19 protein-coding genes and 1 other RNA gene are annotated in these 18,754 nt (G+C 66.9%); 11 read left to right on the forward strand and 9 right to left on the reverse strand.

Annotated elements, in window-relative coordinates; genetic code table 11:
- Positions 1–148 precede the first annotated feature (148 nt).
- The 6 genes from C666_RS00770 to C666_RS00795 all read left to right on the forward strand — a co-directional run bounded on the left by C666_RS00770 (position 149) and on the right by C666_RS00795 (position 8,993).
- Positions 149–2,347, forward strand: coding sequence for a type I secretion system permease/ATPase (locus C666_RS00770; protein ID WP_004332497.1), 2,199 nt, complete (start codon positions 149–151; stop codon positions 2,345–2,347).
- The gene (locus C666_RS00775) at positions 2,347–3,762 is read left to right on the forward strand and encodes an HlyD family type I secretion periplasmic adaptor subunit (protein WP_004332499.1); all 1,416 of its coding nucleotides are present in this window, start codon (positions 2,347–2,349) and stop codon (positions 3,760–3,762) included. The genes C666_RS00770 and C666_RS00775 overlap by 1 nt, the downstream gene beginning before the upstream one ends.
- Complete coding sequence (locus tag C666_RS00780) at positions 3,759–4,442, forward strand: helix-turn-helix transcriptional regulator (RefSeq protein WP_004332501.1); 684 nt, start codon at positions 3,759–3,761, stop codon at positions 4,440–4,442. The genes C666_RS00775 and C666_RS00780 overlap by 4 nt, the downstream gene beginning before the upstream one ends.
- A 73-nt stretch (positions 4,443–4,515) precedes the next feature.
- On the forward strand, positions 4,516–7,329 hold the full coding sequence (locus C666_RS20245) for a retention module-containing protein (RefSeq protein ID WP_004332503.1): 2,814 nt from the start codon (positions 4,516–4,518) through the stop codon (positions 7,327–7,329).
- A gap of 75 nt (positions 7,330–7,404) precedes the next feature.
- The gene (locus C666_RS00790; protein ID WP_004332505.1) at positions 7,405–8,631 is read left to right on the forward strand and encodes a glycosyltransferase; all 1,227 of its coding nucleotides are present in this window, start codon (positions 7,405–7,407) and stop codon (positions 8,629–8,631) included.
- A 26-nt stretch (positions 8,632–8,657) separates the two neighbouring features.
- Positions 8,658–8,993: a hypothetical protein gene (locus C666_RS00795; RefSeq protein ID WP_004332507.1), complete on the forward strand. Its 336-nt coding sequence runs from the start codon at positions 8,658–8,660 to the stop codon at positions 8,991–8,993.
- A gap of 113 nt (positions 8,994–9,106) precedes the next feature.
- Here the strand turns inward: C666_RS00795 and C666_RS00800 are convergent, their stop codons facing one another.
- The 5 genes from C666_RS00800 to C666_RS00820 all read right to left on the reverse strand — a co-directional run bounded on the left by C666_RS00800 (position 9,107) and on the right by C666_RS00820 (position 13,640).
- On the reverse strand, positions 9,107–9,916 hold the full coding sequence (locus tag C666_RS00800) for an NF038132 family protein (protein ID WP_004332508.1): 810 nt from the start codon (positions 9,914–9,916) through the stop codon (positions 9,107–9,109).
- 460 nt (positions 9,917–10,376) lie between these two features.
- Positions 10,377–11,003 (reverse strand): DUF3299 domain-containing protein, encoded by a 627-nt coding sequence (locus C666_RS00805; RefSeq protein WP_004332510.1) that lies wholly within the window; start codon positions 11,001–11,003, stop codon positions 10,377–10,379.
- A 2-nt stretch (positions 11,004–11,005) separates the two neighbouring features.
- On the reverse strand, positions 11,006–12,292 hold the full coding sequence (locus C666_RS00810) for an ABC transporter permease (RefSeq protein WP_004332512.1): 1,287 nt from the start codon (positions 12,290–12,292) through the stop codon (positions 11,006–11,008).
- Positions 12,289–13,032, reverse strand: coding sequence for an ABC transporter ATP-binding protein (locus tag C666_RS00815; protein ID WP_004332514.1), 744 nt, complete (start codon positions 13,030–13,032; stop codon positions 12,289–12,291). Before C666_RS00815 ends, C666_RS00810 begins: the two co-directional genes overlap by 4 nt.
- Positions 13,032–13,640: a DUF2796 domain-containing protein gene (locus C666_RS00820; RefSeq protein WP_051019849.1), complete on the reverse strand. Its 609-nt coding sequence runs from the start codon at positions 13,638–13,640 to the stop codon at positions 13,032–13,034. The genes C666_RS00815 and C666_RS00820 overlap by 1 nt, the downstream gene beginning before the upstream one ends.
- Before the next feature lie 83 nt (positions 13,641–13,723).
- Between C666_RS00820 and C666_RS00825 the strand changes: the two genes are divergently transcribed.
- The 5 genes from C666_RS00825 to C666_RS00840 are packed head-to-tail and all read left to right on the forward strand — an operon-like array spanning position 13,724 to position 17,072.
- Entirely contained in the window at positions 13,724–14,185 is a 462-nt protein-coding gene (locus tag C666_RS00825) for a Fur family transcriptional regulator (protein WP_028792119.1), read from the forward strand.
- Complete coding sequence (locus C666_RS20250) at positions 14,182–14,358, forward strand: hypothetical protein (protein WP_154666160.1); 177 nt, start codon at positions 14,182–14,184, stop codon at positions 14,356–14,358. Before C666_RS00825 ends, C666_RS20250 begins: the two co-directional genes overlap by 4 nt.
- Before the next feature lie 4 nt (positions 14,359–14,362).
- Positions 14,363–15,181: a metal ABC transporter ATP-binding protein gene (locus tag C666_RS00830; protein WP_004332520.1), complete on the forward strand. Its 819-nt coding sequence runs from the start codon at positions 14,363–14,365 to the stop codon at positions 15,179–15,181.
- Between the two features lie 45 nt (positions 15,182–15,226).
- Positions 15,227–16,093 (forward strand): metal ABC transporter permease, encoded by an 867-nt coding sequence (locus C666_RS00835; protein ID WP_004332522.1) that lies wholly within the window; start codon positions 15,227–15,229, stop codon positions 16,091–16,093.
- Between the two features lie 37 nt (positions 16,094–16,130).
- The gene (locus C666_RS00840) at positions 16,131–17,072 is read left to right on the forward strand and encodes a metal ABC transporter solute-binding protein, Zn/Mn family (RefSeq protein WP_004332524.1); all 942 of its coding nucleotides are present in this window, start codon (positions 16,131–16,133) and stop codon (positions 17,070–17,072) included.
- Positions 17,073–17,102: 30 nt separating this feature from the next.
- Here the strand turns inward: C666_RS00840 and C666_RS00845 are convergent, their stop codons facing one another.
- The 4 genes from C666_RS00845 to C666_RS00855 form a co-directional block, all read right to left on the reverse strand.
- On the reverse strand, positions 17,103–17,909 hold the full coding sequence (locus C666_RS00845) for a sulfite exporter TauE/SafE family protein (RefSeq protein ID WP_004332526.1): 807 nt from the start codon (positions 17,907–17,909) through the stop codon (positions 17,103–17,105).
- Positions 17,910–18,043: 134 nt separating this feature from the next.
- Positions 18,044–18,226: non-coding RNA, 6S RNA (gene ssrS / locus C666_RS19455), on the reverse strand.
- A gap of 25 nt (positions 18,227–18,251) precedes the next feature.
- On the reverse strand, positions 18,252–18,548 hold the full coding sequence (locus tag C666_RS00850; protein ID WP_004332528.1) for a cell division protein ZapA: 297 nt from the start codon (positions 18,546–18,548) through the stop codon (positions 18,252–18,254).
- A gap of 11 nt (positions 18,549–18,559) precedes the next feature.
- Positions 18,560–18,754 (reverse strand): coiled-coil domain-containing protein, encoded by a 195-nt coding sequence (locus C666_RS00855; protein WP_004332530.1) that lies wholly within the window; start codon positions 18,752–18,754, stop codon positions 18,560–18,562.

Consider the following 18,754-nt stretch of genomic DNA (forward strand, 5'->3'; position numbering starts at 1 on the left):
CGGTCACGCTTCGCGATGGCGGCCGCATGCCAGAATCCCGCATGTAGCGTGCGCCTCCGGGCACCTCGGGTCGATGCCGCGGACATCGCATCGAACCACGCCCGGACGCGCTCGATTGACCATTTCTTTCTGAGAGGTTGCCTGACTCGTGGCCGAAGGATCTGTAGCGGACTTCCCGCTCGCGGCGACACCGCCGGAGCTCGCCGGGGCGGCTGCGGACGCAGCGTCCGGCACGGCCGACGACCTGCTCGACTGCCTGCTGCTGGTGGCGCGCGCCCACGGCCGCGCGATGACGCGCGATGCGGTCCTCGCCGGCCTGCCGGTCGGCGACGAAGGCCTGCAGCCCTCGCTGTTCGAGCGTGCGGCCAGACGGGCCGGCTTCACCAGCCGCATCGTGCGCAAGCCGCTCGACAGGCTCAACGACGCCCTGCTGCCGACCATCCTGCTGCTGCATGGCGACACCGCCTGCGTGCTGACGGGCTGGAGCGGCGATCGCGGCCACGCCCGCGTGGTCTTCCCCGAGCTTGGCGAGGCGGTGGTCGACATCCCGGTGCAGGAACTGCAGGCGCGCTGGACCGGCCGCGCGATCCACATGCGGCCGCAGGTGCATTTCGATGCGCGGACGCCGGCCGTGCGCGCCCAACGTGGCGAGCACTGGTTCTGGGGCGCGATCATCGAGAACCGCTCGCTGTACCGCGACGTACTGCTGGCCGCCTTCATGATCAACGTGTTCGCGCTCGGCGTTCCGCTCTTCACCATGAACGTGTACGACCGCGTGGTACCGAACAACGCGGTCGAAACCCTGTGGGTGCTTGCCGCGGGCGTCATCGTCGTGCTCGTCGGCGACTTCGTGCTGCGCACGCTGCGCGGGTACTTCGTCGATCTGGCGGGCAATCGTGCCGACCTGCGGATCTCGGCGCTGATCATGGAGCGGGTGCTCGGCATGCGCATGGAAGAGCGCCCCGCCTCGGCCGGCTCCTTCGCCGCCAACCTGCGCGCATTCGAGTCGGTACGCGACTTCATCGGTTCGGCGACGGTCGTGGCCTTCATCGACATGCCTTTCGCCGTGGTCTTCCTGGTGGTGATCGGCTGGATCGCATGGCCGATGCTGCTGCCCTTCGTCGCCGGCGTGGCGATCGTGCTGCTCTACGCCCTGAGCGTGCAGCGCCGCATGCACGAACTGTCCGAGCTGACCTATCGTGCCGGCGCCCAGCGCAACGCCACGCTCATCGAAGGCCTGGTCGGACTCGAAACCGTCAAGTCGCTCGGCGCCGAAGCGCCACTGCAGCTCAAGTGGGAAAAAAGCGCCGCGCTGCTCGCCCGGGTCGCGGCGCAACTGCGGCTGCTGTCGGCAACCGTGAGCAACGGCACGTCGACGGTGCAGCAACTGGTCAACGTGTCGATGATCGTGCTCGGCGTCTATCTGATCGGCCGCGGCGAACTGTCGATGGGCGGCCTGATCGCCTGCTATCTGCTGTCGTCGCGCGCAATGGCGCCGATCGGCCAGGTCGCCGGCCTGCTGATCCAGTACCACAACGCCTCCACCGCGCTCGAATCGCTCGACCAGATGATGAAACGCGAAGTCGAACGCCCCGAAGGCAGCAGCTTCATCAGCCGCGGCAGCTTCCGTGGCGAGATCGAATTCCGCGACGTCAGCTTCGCCTATCCCGGCCAGGAAACCGAATCGCTGCGTGCGGTGTCGCTGCGCATCCGCCCGGGCGAGCGGGTCGGCATCCTCGGCCGCATCGGCTCGGGCAAGACGACGCTGGAAAAACTCGTCCTCGGCCTGTACCGGCCCACCGCCGGCGCGGTGCTCATCGACGGCATCGACCAGCGCCAGCTCGACCCCGCCGAACTCCGCCGCCACATCGGCTACGTGCAGCAGGATTCCACGCTGTTCTACGGCACCCTGCGCGAGAACATCACCATCGCGGCGCCGCACGCCGACGACGCGGCGGTCATCCGTGCCGCCGAGACGGCCGGCATCCTCGACTTCGTCAATTCGCACCCGCGCGGCTTCGACATGCCCATCGGCGAACGCGGCGAATCCCTCTCCGGCGGCCAGCGCCAGGGCGTCGCCATCGCGCGCGCGGTCATCAACGACCCGCCCATGCTGCTGCTCGACGAGCCGACCGCGTCGATGGACCATTCGAGCGAGGAGACGATCAAGCGCCGCCTGGCCGAATTCGCCCGCGACAAGACACTGCTCATCGTCACCCACCGCACTTCGCTGCTCGACCTCGTCGATCGCGTCATCGTGCTCGACGGCGGGCGCATCGTCGCCGACGGCCCCAAGGTCCAGGTGGTCGAAGCCCTGCGCCAGGGCCGCATCGGGAGGGGAGCGTGATGGCCGCCATCGAAGAACGCGCCTTCAAGCGCATCGGCGAGCTCTCCGGCCGCCCCGCGGGCATCGGCAGCCGGATGTTCGGCGGGCTGTTGTCGCGGCTGAGCTCGATCGAGCGCGACGACAGCCTCGACTGGTCGAGCGATGCCGACTGGGCACGCCTGCAGCAGGAGCCGCTGCGCGCCCGCGCGCTGCTGCGCATCGCTGCGGTGGTGGTGGTGCTGCTGCTGATCTGGGCGGCCTTCGCCAAGGTGGATGAAGTCACGCGCGGCGAGGCCAGGGTGATCCCGTCGCGCCAGTTGCAGGTCGTGCAGTCGGTCGATGGCGGCATCGTCGACAGCATCGAGGTGCGCGAAGGCCAGATCGTCGAAGCCGGCGAGCTGCTGCTGAAGGTGGACCCCACCCGCTTCATGTCCTCGCTGCTCGAAAACCGTGCCGAATACCTGTCGCTCGAGGCCAAGCGCGCACGGCTCGAAGCGCTGACCCAGGGCACGCCGTTCTCGCCGCCGGCGGAAGTCGAGCAGGAAGCAGCGGACATCGTCGCGCACGAGCGCCGGCTCTACGCGTCGACGCAGGCCGAGATGGAGGCCCAGCTTTCGATCGCCCGCGACCAACGGCGCCAGCGAGAACAGGAGCTGAACGAAGTGCGGGCGCGCCACTCGCAGGCCAGCAGCGCCCTCGGCCTCGCCCAGCAGGAACTGGCGGTGACCAAGCCGCTGGCCTCGTCGGGCGCGGTTTCCGAAGTCGAGCTGCTGCGCCTGGAACGCGACGTCGCACGCTTGCGCGGCGAGCGCGACCAGGCCGCCGCCCAGATATCGCGGGTGCAATCGGCAATCACGGAGTCGACGCGCAAGATCCAGGAGGTCGAGCTGAACGTCCGCAACCAGCTGCGCGGCGAACTCTCCGAGACCATGTCGCGGCTGGGCAGCCTGTCGCAGGGCAGCCGGATGCTGGCCGACCGCGTCAAGCATGCCGAAATCCGTTCGCCGGTACGCGGCACCGTGCAGCGCCTGCGGGTGAACACCGTGGGCGGCGTGGTCCAGCCCGGCAAGGAAGTGGTGGAAATCGTTCCGCTCGACGACGCCTTGATCCTCGAAGCCAGAATCAAGCCGAGCGACATCGCCTTCCTGCACCCTGGCCAGCAGGCGCTGGTCAAGTTCTCCGCCTACGACTTCGCCATCTACGGCGGGCTCCAGGCCGAGGTCGAGCATATTTCGGCGGATACCGTGGTCGATGAAAAAGGCAATGCGGCCTATGTGGTCCGCGTGCGGACGCACGCGTCGACGCTGGGCGAGAACCTGCCCATCATCCCCGGCATGATGGCCGACGTGGATATCCTCACCGGCAAGAAAACCATTCTTTCCTATCTGCTCAAGCCCGTGCTGCGGGCAAAAGCCAACGCGCTGACAGAACGATGAACCGAGACATTTTCATCAGCGGCCATTCGATCGCGGCCGCCCGCTGGCAACAAGCCATCCCGCATGCGCTGATCGCCGCGTCCGGCCGCGGCTTCGGCATCGGCCCGAACGACCTCGTCTGGCTCAGCGCCGAGCTGCCCGACTGGCGCAGCCGGATCGCCGACCTGGTCAAGCAGAACGGCTGCAGCGTCGTCGTGCTTTCACTGCAGCCCGACCAGCGCGAAGCGATCGCCGCCCTCGAACTGGGCGCCCGCGGCTACGCGCATGCGCTCGCCGCGCCCGCCCTGCTGCGCGAGGTCGCCACGGTGGTGCGGCACGGCGGCCTGTGGGTGGGCGGAGAACTGATCAGCCGGCTGCTGGCCGCCCTGCAGTCGCGCCTGCCGGCCGCGAGTGGCGACACCCTGGCCGGGCTGTCGCAGCGCGAACGCGAAGTGGCTCAGGCGGTGGCCTCCGGCATGAGCAACAAGGAAGCGGCACGCAGGCTCGGCATCACCGAGCGCACGGTCAAAGCCCATCTGGGCGCCATCTTCGGCAAGCTGGACGTGCGCGACCGGCTGCAACTGGCGCTGCGCGTCGGCGCCGCCAGGATGCAGGCTGGCGCTCCGCCCGCACGGCCCCCTGAAACGATGTCCCCGCCCCTGTCCTTCGGTCCAATGGCCTTGGCCGCCGGTGCGGCATAGGATCGGGTCATATTGAAATCCTGTCCGGGCGCGCTGGCGTTCGATTGACTTCCCATTCCAGAAGAGGTGTGCAATGGCTACCAGCCTTCCTCCCGTCGCAACCGTCGTCACGCTCCATGGCGCTGCATTCGCCCGTGATGCAGACGGCAACACCCGCTCACTCAAGGCCGGCGACGTGCTGCGCGAAGGCGAAACCCTCGTCACCGCCGCCGGCGGCCGCGTCGAACTGGCCATGGCCGATGGCAGCCATCTGGCAATCCCCGAACACCAGACCGTCGCCATCGGCGCCGAAATGGACGAGGGCACCCGCCCGGCCGCAACCGACGCTCAGCTGGCCGGTGCCGACATCGACAACGTGATCCGGGTGCTGGAACAGGGCGGCGATCTCGGCGACGCGCTCGAAGATCCGGCCGCCGGCCTGGCCGGCGGCGGTGGCGGCGGCGAAGGCAACAACTTCGTGCGCCTGCTCCGCATCGCCGAAGGCGTGGCGCCGCTCGAATTCGAGTTCGGCATCCTGCCGCCGGAAGAACCGCTATTCTTTCTCGGCGGACCGGACGAATCCGACGACACACCGGAACCGCCCAGCACCCTGGTGCCGCCACCGACGGAAAACGTCACCGAGACCATCACCGTCACGCTCACCGACACCATCACGCTGACCGAAACCGTCACCCAGCCGGTCACCGGCACCATCACCGGCATCATCACCGACACGATCACCGGACACGTCACCCAGACGGCGGACTCCACGGTGACAGAAACGGTCACCCTCACCGAAACCGGTACCAGCACCATCACGGGCACCGTCACCGGCACGATGACGCAGACTGCCGCCAGCCCGGCCGTCACCGAAACCGTGACCGCCACCGAAACCAGTACCGGCACCATGACCGAAACCGGCACCGCCACCATCACGCAGACCACCGCCGGTGCCACTGCGACCGAAACCTTCACCGTCACGGAGACCGGCACCGCCACCGTGACCGAAAGCGCTACCGCCACCATCACCCAGACCACCGGCGGCCCCGCCGTCACCGAGACCATCACCGCCACGGAAACCGGCACCGCCACCGTGACCGAGACCGGTACCGCCACCGTCACCCAGACTATCAACGGCCCGGCCGTGACCGAAACCCTCACCGTCACGGAAACCGGCACCACCACCGTGACCGAAACCGGTACTGCCACCGTCACCCAGACCGCCAGCGGCCCGGCCGCCACCGAAACCATTACCGTCACGGAGACCGGGACCGCCACCGTGACCGAAACCGGTACCGCCACCGTCACCCAGACCACCGCCGGCCCGGCCGTCACCGAGACCGTCACCGCCACGGAAACCGGCACCGCCACCGTGACCGAAAGCGCTACCGCCACCGTCACCCAGACCGCCAACGGCGCGGCCGTGACCGAAACCGTCACCCTCACCGAGACCGTTACCGCGACCGCCACCACATCGCTCGTTGCCCAGGATCACGAGATCGATGCAAACGGGCGCATCGACACGGGCGAGATCGAAATCGCATACTCGGCAGCCGGCGGCCGCAGCATCGTGGTCGAGGAAGGCTGGCTCGGCGTCCGTGATCAGTACCTGACCGACGTAAGCATGAACGACCACGATGCGGTCAATGCATCCATCACCAACGCCGACGGGTCGCCTGCGAACGTCCATTCATTGGTACTGAAGGTCAATGTCGAGGGCAAGGAGGCCATATTCACGGTAATGGTGAATGGCATGCCCGAGACCCATACATTGGGAAAAGGTGTGCACGAGATCACCATCAATTCCACCACGCCTTTCAGCGAGTTCGGGATCGAGCATGACAAGGGCAGATTCAAGATCGGCGGCCTCAAGGCCGGCGGTGAACGGGAAGTCGCCGAAACCGAGACCATCACCACGACCGCCACGGAAACCACCACCGGCCCCGCCGTGACCGAAACCGTCACCCTCACGGAAACCGGCACCGCCACCGTGACCGAAACCAGCACCGACACCATCACCCAGACCACCGCCGGCCCGGCCCTGACCGAAACCGTCACCGCCACGGAAACCGGCACCGCCACCGTGACCGAAACCAGCACCGGCGCCATCACCCAGACCGTGACCGGCCCAGCCCTGACCGAAACCGTCACCGCCACGGAAACCGGCACCGCCACCATGACCGAAACCAGCACCGGCGCCATCACCCAGACCACGACCGGCCCGGCCCTGACCGAAACCGTCACCGCCACGGAAACCGGCACCGCCACCGTGACCGAAACCAGCACCGGCGCCATCACCCAGACCGTGACCGGCCCAGCCCTGACCGAAACCGTCACCGCCACGGAAACCGGCACCGCCACCGTAACCGAAACCAGTACCGACACCGTTACCCAGACCACCGCCGACCCGGCCGTCACCGAAACCGTGACCCTCACCGAGACCAGCACCGGCACCGTGACCGAAACCGGCACCGACACGGTCACTCAGACCGCCAACGGCCCGGCCGCGACCGAAACCGTGACCACCACCGAAACCGGCACCGCCACCGTGACCGAAACCTTCACCGATACGGTGACGCAGACTGCTGCCGGCCCCGAACTGACCGAGACCGTCACCGAATACACCGAGACGGTCACGCTCAGCCAATGGACCGAGACGGTGACGTTGCCGGCCGCGACGGAAACGATCACCGACACCGCGACCGTGACCAGTACGGCCACCGATACGGTACAAAGCCAGACCGTCACCGGCGCCGCGCTGTCTGCGGGCGACGTGCTGCTCCAGGACGACAGCCTGGCCGGCGGCAGCAGTTCCGGCGGCGGCGACGGCCTGGGCCTCGACGCTTTCGTGGCTTTCCACTCGGACCCGGCCGGCCCCTTGCTGCACAACACACCGGCTGTCGAATGAAACGCGAAGGTTCGCGCTGAATGGCGGCGGGCTCCGGCCCGCCGCCGCATGCTTTTCCGAAGAGGCGAAGGATCGATGAGGATACTGTTCATCCACGAGGGACTGGGCCAGTTCCAGACCCTGCACGAATACCTGAATGGCGAAGGGCTGGCGCACTCCTGGTTTCTGTGCAGCACCGGTGTCTACAACACCAACAAGGACAAGATCCCCAACCTGGTCCCGTTCGCCGTCGCCGGCGAAAACGCGAACAGCTACTTCTACACCAAGAACCTCGAAGCCCGCATTCAGCGTTCCTTCCTGATCAAGCAGGCGATCGGCGAACTGCTCAACAAGACCGGCATCGACCTCATCGTCGCCCACGGCTCGGGCGGCTTCCCGCTGCAGCTCTTCGATGAATTCGACATTCCCATCATCAGCTACATCGAGTTTCCGTCCTTCGGCCATCACGGCCACGATCCGAAATACCCGCAGCCGGACTACGCCACTTTCCGCGACAAGGTATTCGAGATGACGAGCTATCACCAGGTGCTCAAGAGCGACCTGGTGATCGTACCCAGCAATTATGCGAGAGAGATGTTTCCGGCCTGCCTGCACGAGCGCATCGCGCCGCAGATGGAAGGTTTCGACATCAAACGCAAGCCCTCCACCTTCGCCAAGGAAGAAGATGTGTTCCACATCGGCTTCTCCGCGCGCGACCTGTCCTCGGCAAAAGGCTTCGAGCAGTTCATTCTGATCGCCAAGGAAATTCTCAAGCTCAGGCCGCAGGTACGCTTCGTTTTCTGCGGCGCGCCGAAAGTGCTCTACAGCTACGAGGACGCTTTTCTGCAGAACAGTTTCCCCGCCGAATCGCGGCCGGAATCCTTCATGCAATACGTATTGCAGCGCGAAGGCATCACGCTGGGCGAGGGCGCGAGCTTCCAGCACGTCAGCTTCGCCGGCTACGACGACTTCGCCAGCTACGTCGAGGCAATGGACATGTTCCTCTACCCGCTGCAGTTCGGCTCGGCCAACTGGGGGCTGTTCGAACTGCTGTTCCGCGGCAAGACCATCGTCGCCAGCGACCGCTGCTTCGTGCCCGAAGTCATCCGCCACGGCCATAACGGCCTGCTGTGCAAGTACGACGACATCGCAAGCTGGGTGCGCTATGCCACCGAGATCATCGACGCGCCACAGGATTTCGTCCATCTGGGCGAAAACGCGCTGGCCGACGCCCATCGGCGCTTCCACATCAGCAAGGTCGCGCCGCGCTACCTGTCGATCTTCGACACCGTGATCCAGCGCCGCAAGCTCGGCGTCTTCTGAACCAGAACAGCCACGGAGGCCACAGCATGCCGTTCGTCGAGCGGAATTCCAGCGGAAAGATCATTGCAGCCCGGCTGACACGCTCGGAAAGCGCGCCGGAGTGGGTCGCCCCCAGCGACCCCGGACTGGCCGCCCTGACCGGCAAGCGGATGCCGGAGGACACGCGCGCATCCCTCGAATACACCGATCAGGGGCTGATCCGCGTGCTCGAAGACCTCATCGACACTTTGCTCGCCAAGGATGTGATCCGCTTCACCGACCTCCCGCTGCCGGCCCAGAACCGTCTCCTGCAAAGGCGCTCATTGCGCAGTTCGCTCAACGGCAATGCGGATCTGCTCGATGACGATGGGGGGCTGCTTTAACCCCGGGCGCGAAAGTCATTTCGAACAAGGCAGAAGCCAGGCGAATTCTTCATTCGCCTGGCTTCTGTTTTTCTGGCGGCCCCCACGGGCGCCGCCCCGCGCCCGCTATGCGATCAAGCGATCCGGCGGCGGCGCCCGCAGGCCAGCAGCCCGGCAAACCCCAGGCCGAGCAACGCCAGCGAGGCGGGTTCCGGCACCTGGCCGGGAATCAGCGACCTGCCACCAACGGTGATGCCGTCGAAGGCGAGGCCGGAATGATAGGACACGTCATCCCAGCTCGACACGCCGAACTCGAGAATGTATTCACCGGCATCGGCAATGTCGAAACGGGTGTTGATCCAGCCTGTGTAGCCGCAACCATCGTCGAAGCACTCGCCGGAGTCCGCGCCCAGCGGCGACCAGACAGGCTCATCGCCAATGATGGACACATTCGCCGAATTGGCACTCTTGCCCAAACCTGACGCACCGATAAGATCATTTCCGTCCGGTGTCGTGCGGATGGTAAACAGCACTTGGGATTGAGTCAGATCCGAGGACAGCAAACGCGCCCAGGCATAATCGGCAAAGCGCCCGCCGTCGGACGTTATGTAATTGAAATCGAATGCCAGGCTATCGCCCGCATTGGCAGAGAAAGCGCTGCTCCGCACATAAGACCCGGTGGTGCCGCCGACTCCGGGCAGCGATGCGCCACCGACTCCACCGCTCGTCGACACCCAGCCGTAGGCGCCGCCGCTGGACGAGGCCGTCACCACACCATTCGCGCCCAGGGTGCCGTAGCTGCCCGTTCCCGTCCAACCGCCCGGCAGCGATCCAGCAACATTCGTCGGCGCGGCGGAAGCCATTGCGGAGAAGCACAGCGTTGCTGCCGCAATCAGGCTCGAAAGTACAGTCGATTTCTTCACGAAACAGTTCTTATAAGACATGGACAAGCTCCTGATAATTGCTCACTCAAAACAGAGCGACTGAGTCAGCCAATTATCAGCAACAGGCGTGCCATGATTTTCACGTCGAATCGGGAAAACCCGGAAAACTCAGCCGAATGTCCTGCAACAGCCTGATTCTATGAAAAACAGGTTTCTTAAGCACTTGATTTTTCTATTCGATTCAGAGGGCCGTGATCTCTTTCACGGAGCCATTCGGAAAAGGCCAAAGGCAAGTTTTCCTGAATCTTGCCGATGCTTTTTTCGAGGCGACTGTAAATGTTTCCGACGGTCCGGCAGGCCGGAACACTCCCCGGAACACGAGCGGGAAAGCATCCGCCAAAGCACCAAAGGCCGGGCCGGCATCGCAAATCCACGCCACGTTCGCCATCCATGCAAAACAGGCACCGGCATGGATTGCCTATCCGATTGCGGGGTCAATGCCCCTGAAGAGGCACCGGCCTCATTCCGGCAGCGGCTCCTTGTACTCTTCGACCCTGATGCCGCGCATCTGATAGCCGGCACTGCCCATTTCGGACTCGATCCGCCCCACGTTCAGCACCCCATTCACCCACACCGGCGACATGTTCATGCCAGCCGGCACGGGCTTGTCGGGGATCACATGAATGAGCTGGTTCGCGGGCGGCGGCGGCACATGCACGCAGGCGCCGAAATACGGCACGAGCAGGAACTCACGAATCGTCCGGCCATCGCTTTCGAGCGGCACGACAAAGCCGGGAATGCGCACCGACTGGCCCGACAGGCGCTCGACCACTGGCGCACGGTCCCACTCCGCGCGCATGCGCGCCATGATCTCGAGCGCGCGCGGATCGTTGTCCTGCAGATCGTCCAGTTGCAGGTCGGCAAAGAATTTCTGCGGGTCCCAGTCGGCCGGAATGAGGTCGTCCCAACTGATCTCGCGGAACACCGCCTTGGCGCCCTTCCCCGCCTTCTCCTTCGCCGGCGCAGCCAGCCTGTCGCCGACCTTGTAGTCGCCGCCGGATTGCGCGGCCGACGGCGAAGCCATGCCGAGGCCGATGGACAATGCGCAGGCCATCACGGCACAGCGGACATTCAGCGAAAAAAACATGTTCATATCCTGATCGTCAGACCATCGGCCAGCGAATAACGGTAGGCGCGCCACGCCGGCACCAGACTGGCCGCCAGGCTGGCGCCGAGCACCGCCCCCAGCAGGCGCCACTCGCCCGCCGACGGCCAGCCCGCGGCGAGATCCAAGCCGTAGCTCGCAGACAGCCACGGCGCCGCCAGCGCGATCGCACCATACAGCAGACCGAGCCCGCCCGCGATACCCGCCAGCGACAGCAATACGCTTTCGAGCGCGAGCAAGGCGAATATCTGCAACGGACTGGCTCCCAGGGCGCGCAGGATCGCCAGTTCGCGCCGCCGCTCGCCCAGGCTGGCAACGACCACCGCCACCAGGCCGGCCAGCCCCACGGCCACGACCAGCGCCGACACCGCCAGCAGCGCGCGCTCGGCCACGCCCACCAGCGACCACAGCTCCTGCAGCGTGGCACCGGGCAGGATCGCGCTCAACGGCTCCGGCCCCATCGTATTGATCTGGCGCTGTACGCGGAACACCGCGACGCGGCTGTCCAGGCCGATCAGCGCCGCGGTGACCGACTTCGGGCTCAGGTCGAACTTGCGCACATGCTCCGGCGCGATCGACAGCCCGGGGATCGGCGCGCCGCCATGCCAGTCGACATGGATCGCCTCGATGCCTTCGAGCCCCACCAGCACGGAGCGGTCCACCGGCGTGCCGGTACGCCCCAGCACGCCCACGATGGTGAAAGGCTTGTCGGCATGATCGGCGAAACGCGGCCCGCCTTCGCCGCCCAGGCTGCCGTGGCTGAGCACGATCCGTTGCCCGATGCGGTAGCCGAAGCGCGCCGCCACCTCGGCACCGACGACCGCCTCGAAGAGGCCGTCCGGCGCGGCCGCGAACGCGCGCCCCTGGGCAAACCCCAGCGCGCGGCCGGCGCCATGGCGGTAGTGGGTGAAGAAATCCGCCGTCGTGCCGACGACCCGCATGCCGCGATGCGAATCGCCCAGCGAGATCGGCACCAGCCACTGCACCTGCGGCAGGGCGGCGAGGCGCTGCATGCTCTGCCACGATACGTTGTTGCTGGCATTGCCGATGTGGAACACCGAATACAGCAGCAACTGCACCGCGCCGCCGCGCGCGCCGACCACCAGGTCGGTACCCGAGATCGTCTGCGCGAAGCCCTCGCGCGCATCGTTGCGCAAGCGTTCCACGCCCAGCAGCAGGGCCACGGAGAGCGCGACCGCGATCACCGTCAACGCCACCGACAGGCGCCGATTGCCGATGCTGCGCAGGCTGAGCGCCAGCACCGGCGTCATGCCCGCTGCTCCGCCGCGCCTGCGGCATGGTTGATCGCTTCCAGGTCGAGGACACGGTCGAAGTGCGCCGCGAGCCGCAGGTCATGGCTGACGAACAGCAGCGCCGCCCCGGACACCGCGCATTCGCCCAGCAAGAGATCGACGAAGGCCTGCTGGCGGTCGGCATCGAGCGCCGAGGTCGGCTCGTCGGCGATCACCAGCCCCGGCCGCCCGATCAGGGCGCGCGCCGCCGCAACGCGCTGCTGCTGGCCGACCGAGAGTTCCGCAGCAGGGCGGGCGAGGACCTCGCGCGCCAGATCGAGGCGTGCGGCCAGACGCGCGACCTCGGCTTCCGGCGAGACACCCGCTTCCGCCAGCCGCGACCGCCGCGCCGCGGAAAAACGGCAGGCCAGCAGGATGTTGTCGCGGCCCGACAGGTAGGGCAGCAGGTTGAACAACTGAAAGACGAAGCCTACATGGTCCGCCCGGAAACGATCGCGCGCACCGGCCGACAGGCTGGCAAGCGGCTGCCCGGCGACACTGATCGTGCCGGCGCCGGGCTGGATCACCCCCCCGATCAGGGACAGCAGCGTGCTCTTGCCGCTGCCGCTCGGGCCGCGCAGGAAAACGCGCTCGCCCGCCTCCAGCACAAGCTCGTCGATGACGAGGCAATCGGTCCGCGCCTTCGGCCAGCGATACCGCATCCCGGCCGCCATGACCATCGGCGCGGCCTGGCCGCGGCCGCGCGGCGCCTCCGCCATCACAGGGGGAGGTCGGCCTTGCCCGGCGTCAGCGCCGCGCTCCCCTGCCCGCTCGCCGTCGCCCGCTCGGCACGCAGCTCCCGCAGCCGCGGAAAAGTGTCGAACAGGCGAGTCTGCAGGACCTTGAGCCTGTCGGGCGTGGCGCATTCGAAGCGGTACTCCGCCTCCAGGTCGGCGTGGCCATCATCGCCCCCGGCCTCGTGCGCCTCGTCATGCCCGTGCCGATGCTCGTGGTGCCCGTCCTGCGGCCACGGAGAATCGAGCTTCACGCCCAGCAACAGGCACTCCGCCCCCGCGGACGGACGGAACAGGCCCGCGCCATCGCGCAGCAGCCGCTCGGCGTCGGCCATGGCCTTGCGCTGTTCATCGGTGCGGGGTTCATGCTCGAAGCCCACCAGATTGTCGAGGGGGCTGGCGAATTCGATCATCAGCACCGTATCTGCGCTCACCACGCGCAGCGTGGCCACGCCATGCTCGTGCGCGGCATGCGCTTCATGGTCGCCATGATGTTCGTGGGTTTCATGCCCCTCATGGGCATGCACGGCCTGAAGCGGCGCGGCGCCGACGAGCGCGGCGCAGGCCATCGCGGCAAGGACTGCAGGTTTCATGCTTTCTCCGGAAACGGACGAGACTCGGACAGACCGCTTTAATGCTACAATGTTGCATCAACGCCGAGCAAGTTTTGCACGAGATGCCAGACCACTCGCATTCCGCCTTCGTTCCTGTTTCCGCCCGCGACCTGATCGCCGCCCACGGCGGCCGGATCACGCGTACCCGCGTGGCCGTCATCGAAGCGCTGCAGACCGGCCAGCATCCGCTGTCGCACGACGAGATCGGTGCGGCGCTGAACGCCGCCGGCATCGCCCACGACCGCGTCACCCTTTACCGCGCGCTCGACTGGCTGGTGGAACAAGGCATCGCGCAGCGCATCGCCGGCGGCGAGCGGGCCTGGCGCTTCGAGCTCCAAAGCGGCGGCGACCATCGCCATGCGCACTTTCACTGCGACCGCTGCGGCCAGATCCTGTGCCTCGAAGACGTTCCCGCGACCGCAGCTCCAGTGCTGCCGGCAGGTTTCGAGCTTGCCCGCAGTGAACTCGTCCTGCATGGCGCCTGTGCCGACTGCGGCCGCCAGAACGACCAAACCGGAAAATGATGAACACCCCGGCAACACACGACCCCTCCCGGACGGGCGGACGCCCGGCGCCCGGCCTTCGGCCCCCCCCCCTCCCGCACAGCCTGCTCGGCACCGGCATCATGGCGCGCCTGGGCCTTGCCGCCCTGGCCACCGGCCTGCTGTGGCTGGCCGTGCTGTGGGCGCTGGACTGACGCGATGCACCCCGCTCCACCGCCCTTCATCCGCATCGAGAACCTGACCCTCGGCTACGACCGCCACCCGGCGGTACACCACCTGAGCGGCGACATTCCCGCCGGCGCCCTGGTCGCCGTGATCGGTCCCAACGGCGCCGGCAAGTCGACCCTGCTGAAGGGGCTCGCCGGCGAACTGCGCCCCATCGGCGGGCGCATCGTGATGCCCGGCCTGCCGCCGGGCGCGCTGGCCTACCTGCCGCAGCGCGGCGAGATCGACCACAGCTTTCCGGTATCGGTGTTCGACGTCGTCGCCATGGGGCTGTGGCGCGAGGTCGGCGCCTTTGGCGGGCTGTCGCGGACGCAGCGCCAGCGGGTGCGCGATGCGCTGGCCGCGGTCGGCATGTCCGGCTTCGAAGCGCGGCCGATCGGCTCGCTGTCGGGCGGCCAGTTGCAGCGCGCCCGCTTCGCCCGCCTGATGCTGCAGGACGCACCGCTGATCCTGCTCGACGAACCTTTCGCCGCGATCGACAGCCGCACCGTGGATGACCTCGTGCAACTCATCCTCGGCTGGCATCGCGAAGGCCGCACGGTGCTGACCGTGGTGCACGACCTCGAACAGGTCCGCCGCCACTTTCCCACCTGCCTGCTGCTGTCGCGCGAGCCCGTCGCCTTCGGCCCCACCGCCCAGGTGCTGACACCGGACATGCTCGCGCGCGCGCGCCGCCTGTCCGAAGCCTTCGACGACGATGCCCCCGAGTGTCACATCGAACTGCCGCCCACCGCCGTTTCGCCCACCGATGAACACGCGCACCACCACAACCATGCATCGCACCGGCACTGAGCCGCGCTGCGCCCGGCCCTCCGGCAACCGTTCCCTCCCCGCATCGTGACCGAATTCCTGCTCTCCCCCTTCACCGACTTCGCCTTCATGCGCCGCGCGCTCGCCGGCTGCCTGGCGCTCGCGCTCGGCGCCACGCCCGTGGGCGTGTTCCTGCTGCTGCGCCGCATGAGCCTGATGGGCGACGCGATGAGCCATGCCATCCTGCCCGGCGCCGCGCTCGGCTACCTGGCTTTCGGCCTGTCGCTCGGCGCGATGACGATCGGCGGCATCGTCGCCGGCATCGTCGTGGTACTGGCCGCCGGTCTGGTGACGCGCGCCTCGGTCCTGAAGGAAGACGCCAGCCTCGCGGCCTTCTACCTGCTGTCGCTGGCGGCGGGGGTGATGATCGTGTCCCTGCGCGGCCGCAACCTCGACCTGCTGCACGTGCTGTTCGGCTCGGTGCTGGCGCTCGACGACGGCTCGCTGCTGCTGATCGCCTCGATCGCCAGCGTCACGCTGTTCTGCCTTGCCATTCTGTTCCGCCCGCTGGTGATGGAGTGCTTCGACCCCGCCTTTCTGCGCGGTATCAGCAGATGGTCGCCGGTGGCGCACTATGGCTTTCTGATGCTGGTGGTCCTGAACCTGGTCAGCGGCTTCCACGCCCTCGGCACGCTGATGGCGGTCGGCATCATGATCCTGCCCGCGGCCGCCGCGCGGCTGTGGGCGCGCGGGCTACCGGCCCTGCTGCTGCTGGCCGTGCTGTTCGCCTTCGGCAGCGGCGTTGCCGGCCTGCTGCTGTCCTTCCACGCCGACGTTCCGGCCGGGCCGGCCATCGTGCTGGTCTGCGGCCTCGTCTACTTCGTGTCGCTGCTCGCCGCACCAGGCGGCCTGCTGGCCGGGCGCCTGCCGGTTCGCCGCCACCTCGAATCCTGATGCCCCACGACCTTCCCCCTCACGAGAGAGGCTCCATATGAAAACACCCCGCCCCTCACTGCGCCGGCTCGCCGGGTTCCTTGCGCTCTTCGCCCTTTCCGGCCCGGGTGCCACGCTCGCGCAGACCCCGCCACTCGAAGTCACCACCAGTTTCAGCATCCTGGGCGACCTCGTGCGCCAGGTCGGCGGCGACAAGGTCAGGGTCCGTGCCCTGGTCGGCGCCAACGAGGATGCCCATGCCTTCCAGCCACGTCCGTCCGATGCACGCGACATCGGCACGTCCGCACTGGTGGTGGTCAACGGCCTCGGCTTCGACGACTGGATGACGCGGCTGGCCCGCTCCGGGAATTACAAGGGCAGGATCGTCGTCGCCAGCGAAGGGGTAAGCACGATCGAGATGGCCGATGACGATCATGACCACCACGGCCACGATCATGACCACGGCCATGGCGCCGACCCCCATGCCTGGCAGGACCTCGCCAACGCGCAGCATTACGTGGCGAACATCGCCGCGGCACTCGCCGCCGCCGATCCCGCGCATGCCGAGGACTACCGGACCAACGCAGCGCATTACAACGGCAGGTTGAAGGCGCTGGACGCCGAGATCCGCGCAGCTTTCGCCGCCCTGCCGGCCGAACGCCGCAAGGTGGTCACCTCGCACGATGCCTTCGCCTACTTCGGCAAAGCCTATGGCATCCGCTTCCTGGCGCCGGTGGGCGTGTCGAACAACGCCGAGCCCACGGCCAAGGGCGTTGCACGCCTGATCGAACAGCTGAAGGCCGAGAAGATTCCGGCCGTGTTCATCGAAAACGTGGCCGACCCGCGCCTGATCGAGCGCATCCGCAGCGAAAGCGGCACGCGCATCGGCGGCACGTTGTACTCGGACGCGCTGTCAGCGCCCAGCGGCCCCGCCCCCGACTACCTGTCGATGATGCGCTCCAATTTCAAGGTGCTGCACGACGCACTGGCGGCGCAATGAGCGGACGGCCGCGGCGCAGCGCGGCCGCGATCAGCCGAAAACGCTGTGGAGCATCTTGGCACACAGTGCAATCAACAGCCCGGCGAAGATCTTCTTCAGCGTCGCCACCGGCAGCCGGTGCGCCAGGCTGGCGCCGAACGGCGCCACCCACATGCTGACCAGCGACACGAACACCAGTGCCGGCAGATAGACGTAGCCCAGCGTCAGTGCCGGAGTGCCCGGCGCGTTCCAGCCATTGACGAGATAGCCGATCGTGCCGGCCAGGGCGATCGGCAGCCCGATCGCGGCCGAGGTGCCGATGGCGTTCTGCACCTTGACGTTGCACCAGGTCATGAAGGGCACCGACAGCGATCCACCGCCGATCGCGACCAGCGCCGATACGCCGCCGATCACCAGCCCCGCGCCTGTCATACCGGCCGGGCCGGGCAGGTCGCGGCTGGGTTTGGGCTTGATGTTGAGCAGCATCTGGATGGCCACGTAGGCCATGAAAACGGCGAAGAAGATCGCCAGCGCGGCGGTGTTCACCCGCGCTGCGATGAAGGTGGCGCCGAAGGTGCCGAGCAGGATCCCTGGCGTGATCGAACGCACCACGTCCCAGTGCACCGCGCCGTGGGCATGATGCGCGCGCAGGCTGGACACCGAGGTCAGCACGATGCTGGCCATCGAGGTCCCCAGCGCCATGTGCACCACCTGGTCGAGCGGAAAACCCTGGGCGAGAAACAGCGTGGTCAGCATCGGCACCATGATGCCGCCACCGCCGACGCCGAGCAGGCCGGCAAAGAAGCCGACGACCGCGCCGAGAACGGGATAGGTGAGCCACCAGATATCGAAAGTCATACGAAAAATCCACTATGTATCAGGCCTGGCCGCCGGATTGCGGGCGACACGTGATGGCCCCTGGTCGGCGCTGGCGCCCGCGCGACGCCATGTAGACGAAAAAGGCGCAACCACGATGGCTGCGCCTTTTCGTCTGGCCCCCCGCCTGTGCCGTCTCCGCCGGGCATCCTGAACCATGGGTTCAGGGAGGTCGCGTCCCTTCCGCTTCAGGATCACCCGCGAGGGGCGTTCACACCAGCGGCCTTGATGGTCGGCAACCGAGTCTCTCGACTATTGGTTCAAGGAATCTACGACTTCAACGAACACTGCAGGGGATTGATCGGTATTGCGTATGGCGTGCCCTCAGAACAGTTTTTCCTGCTGGGCCAGTACGCCGTCGAGGCGTGCTTTCATGAGTCCGATTCTACGCTTCACGCCCGGTATGTCAAACCCGTTCCCGCGCTGGTGCTGCAAGAATTCGTGGGCGATGTTGAGTGCGGTCATGACCGCCAACTTTTCGCCCGACGCGTTCGTCCTGCCCTCCAGTTCACGGAGCCGGTCGTCCAGATAGGCGACGGTCGCCAGCAGGTCGTCCCGCGTCTCGGGGGTGCAGGAAACGCGGTACTCCTTGCCGAGCAGCATCACGTCCAGATGATCCATCGACACGTTTTTCAGGCCTCCGGCAATTTGTCGAGCAAGGCATCGAGGCGATCGACCGCCAGCTTGAGCTTGGCAGCAAGCTGGCGGTTCTCGGCGTCGAGCTGGGCAACACGGCCGTGCAGGCCGACGTTCTCGGCCTTGGTCCGGTTGTGCAGGCTGATGAGTTGCTCGAGCTGGGCTTCGAGCTGAGCAAGTTCGCTATCCAT

It is taken from the genome of Thauera linaloolentis 47Lol = DSM 12138 (assembly GCF_000310205.1).
GTDB classification, from domain to species: domain Bacteria; phylum Pseudomonadota; class Gammaproteobacteria; order Burkholderiales; family Rhodocyclaceae; genus Thauera; species Thauera linaloolentis.

Coding starts and splice junctions, on each gene's coding strand:
- C666_RS00775 (WP_004332499.1), top strand. CDS start 2,347: ATGGCCGCCATCGAAGAACGCGCCTTCAAGCGCATCGGCGAGCTCTCC.
- C666_RS00780 (WP_004332501.1), top strand. CDS start 3,759: ATGAACCGAGACATTTTCATCAGCGGCCATTCGATCGCGGCCGCCCGC.
- C666_RS20245 (WP_004332503.1), top strand. CDS start 4,516: ATGGCTACCAGCCTTCCTCCCGTCGCAACCGTCGTCACGCTCCATGGC.
- C666_RS00790 (WP_004332505.1), top strand. CDS start 7,405: ATGAGGATACTGTTCATCCACGAGGGACTGGGCCAGTTCCAGACCCTG.
- C666_RS00795 (WP_004332507.1), top strand. CDS start 8,658: ATGCCGTTCGTCGAGCGGAATTCCAGCGGAAAGATCATTGCAGCCCGG.
- C666_RS00800 (WP_004332508.1), bottom strand. CDS start 9,916: ATGTCTTATAAGAACTGTTTCGTGAAGAAATCGACTGTACTTTCGAGC.
- C666_RS00805 (WP_004332510.1), bottom strand. CDS start 11,003: ATGTTTTTTTCGCTGAATGTCCGCTGTGCCGTGATGGCCTGCGCATTG.
- C666_RS00810 (WP_004332512.1), bottom strand. CDS start 12,292: ATGACGCCGGTGCTGGCGCTCAGCCTGCGCAGCATCGGCAATCGGCGC.
- C666_RS00815 (WP_004332514.1), bottom strand. CDS start 13,032: ATGGCGGAGGCGCCGCGCGGCCGCGGCCAGGCCGCGCCGATGGTCATG.
- C666_RS00820 (WP_051019849.1), bottom strand. CDS start 13,640: ATGAAACCTGCAGTCCTTGCCGCGATGGCCTGCGCCGCGCTCGTCGGC.
- C666_RS00825 (WP_028792119.1), top strand. CDS start 13,724: ATGCCAGACCACTCGCATTCCGCCTTCGTTCCTGTTTCCGCCCGCGAC.
- C666_RS20250 (WP_154666160.1), top strand. CDS start 14,182: ATGATGAACACCCCGGCAACACACGACCCCTCCCGGACGGGCGGACGC.
- C666_RS00830 (WP_004332520.1), top strand. CDS start 14,363: ATGCACCCCGCTCCACCGCCCTTCATCCGCATCGAGAACCTGACCCTC.
- C666_RS00840 (WP_004332524.1), top strand. CDS start 16,131: ATGAAAACACCCCGCCCCTCACTGCGCCGGCTCGCCGGGTTCCTTGCG.
- C666_RS00845 (WP_004332526.1), bottom strand. CDS start 17,909: ATGACTTTCGATATCTGGTGGCTCACCTATCCCGTTCTCGGCGCGGTC.
- C666_RS00850 (WP_004332528.1), bottom strand. CDS start 18,548: ATGGATCATCTGGACGTGATGCTGCTCGGCAAGGAGTACCGCGTTTCC.
- C666_RS00855 (WP_004332530.1), bottom strand. CDS start 18,754: ATGGATAGCGAACTTGCTCAGCTCGAAGCCCAGCTCGAGCAACTCATC.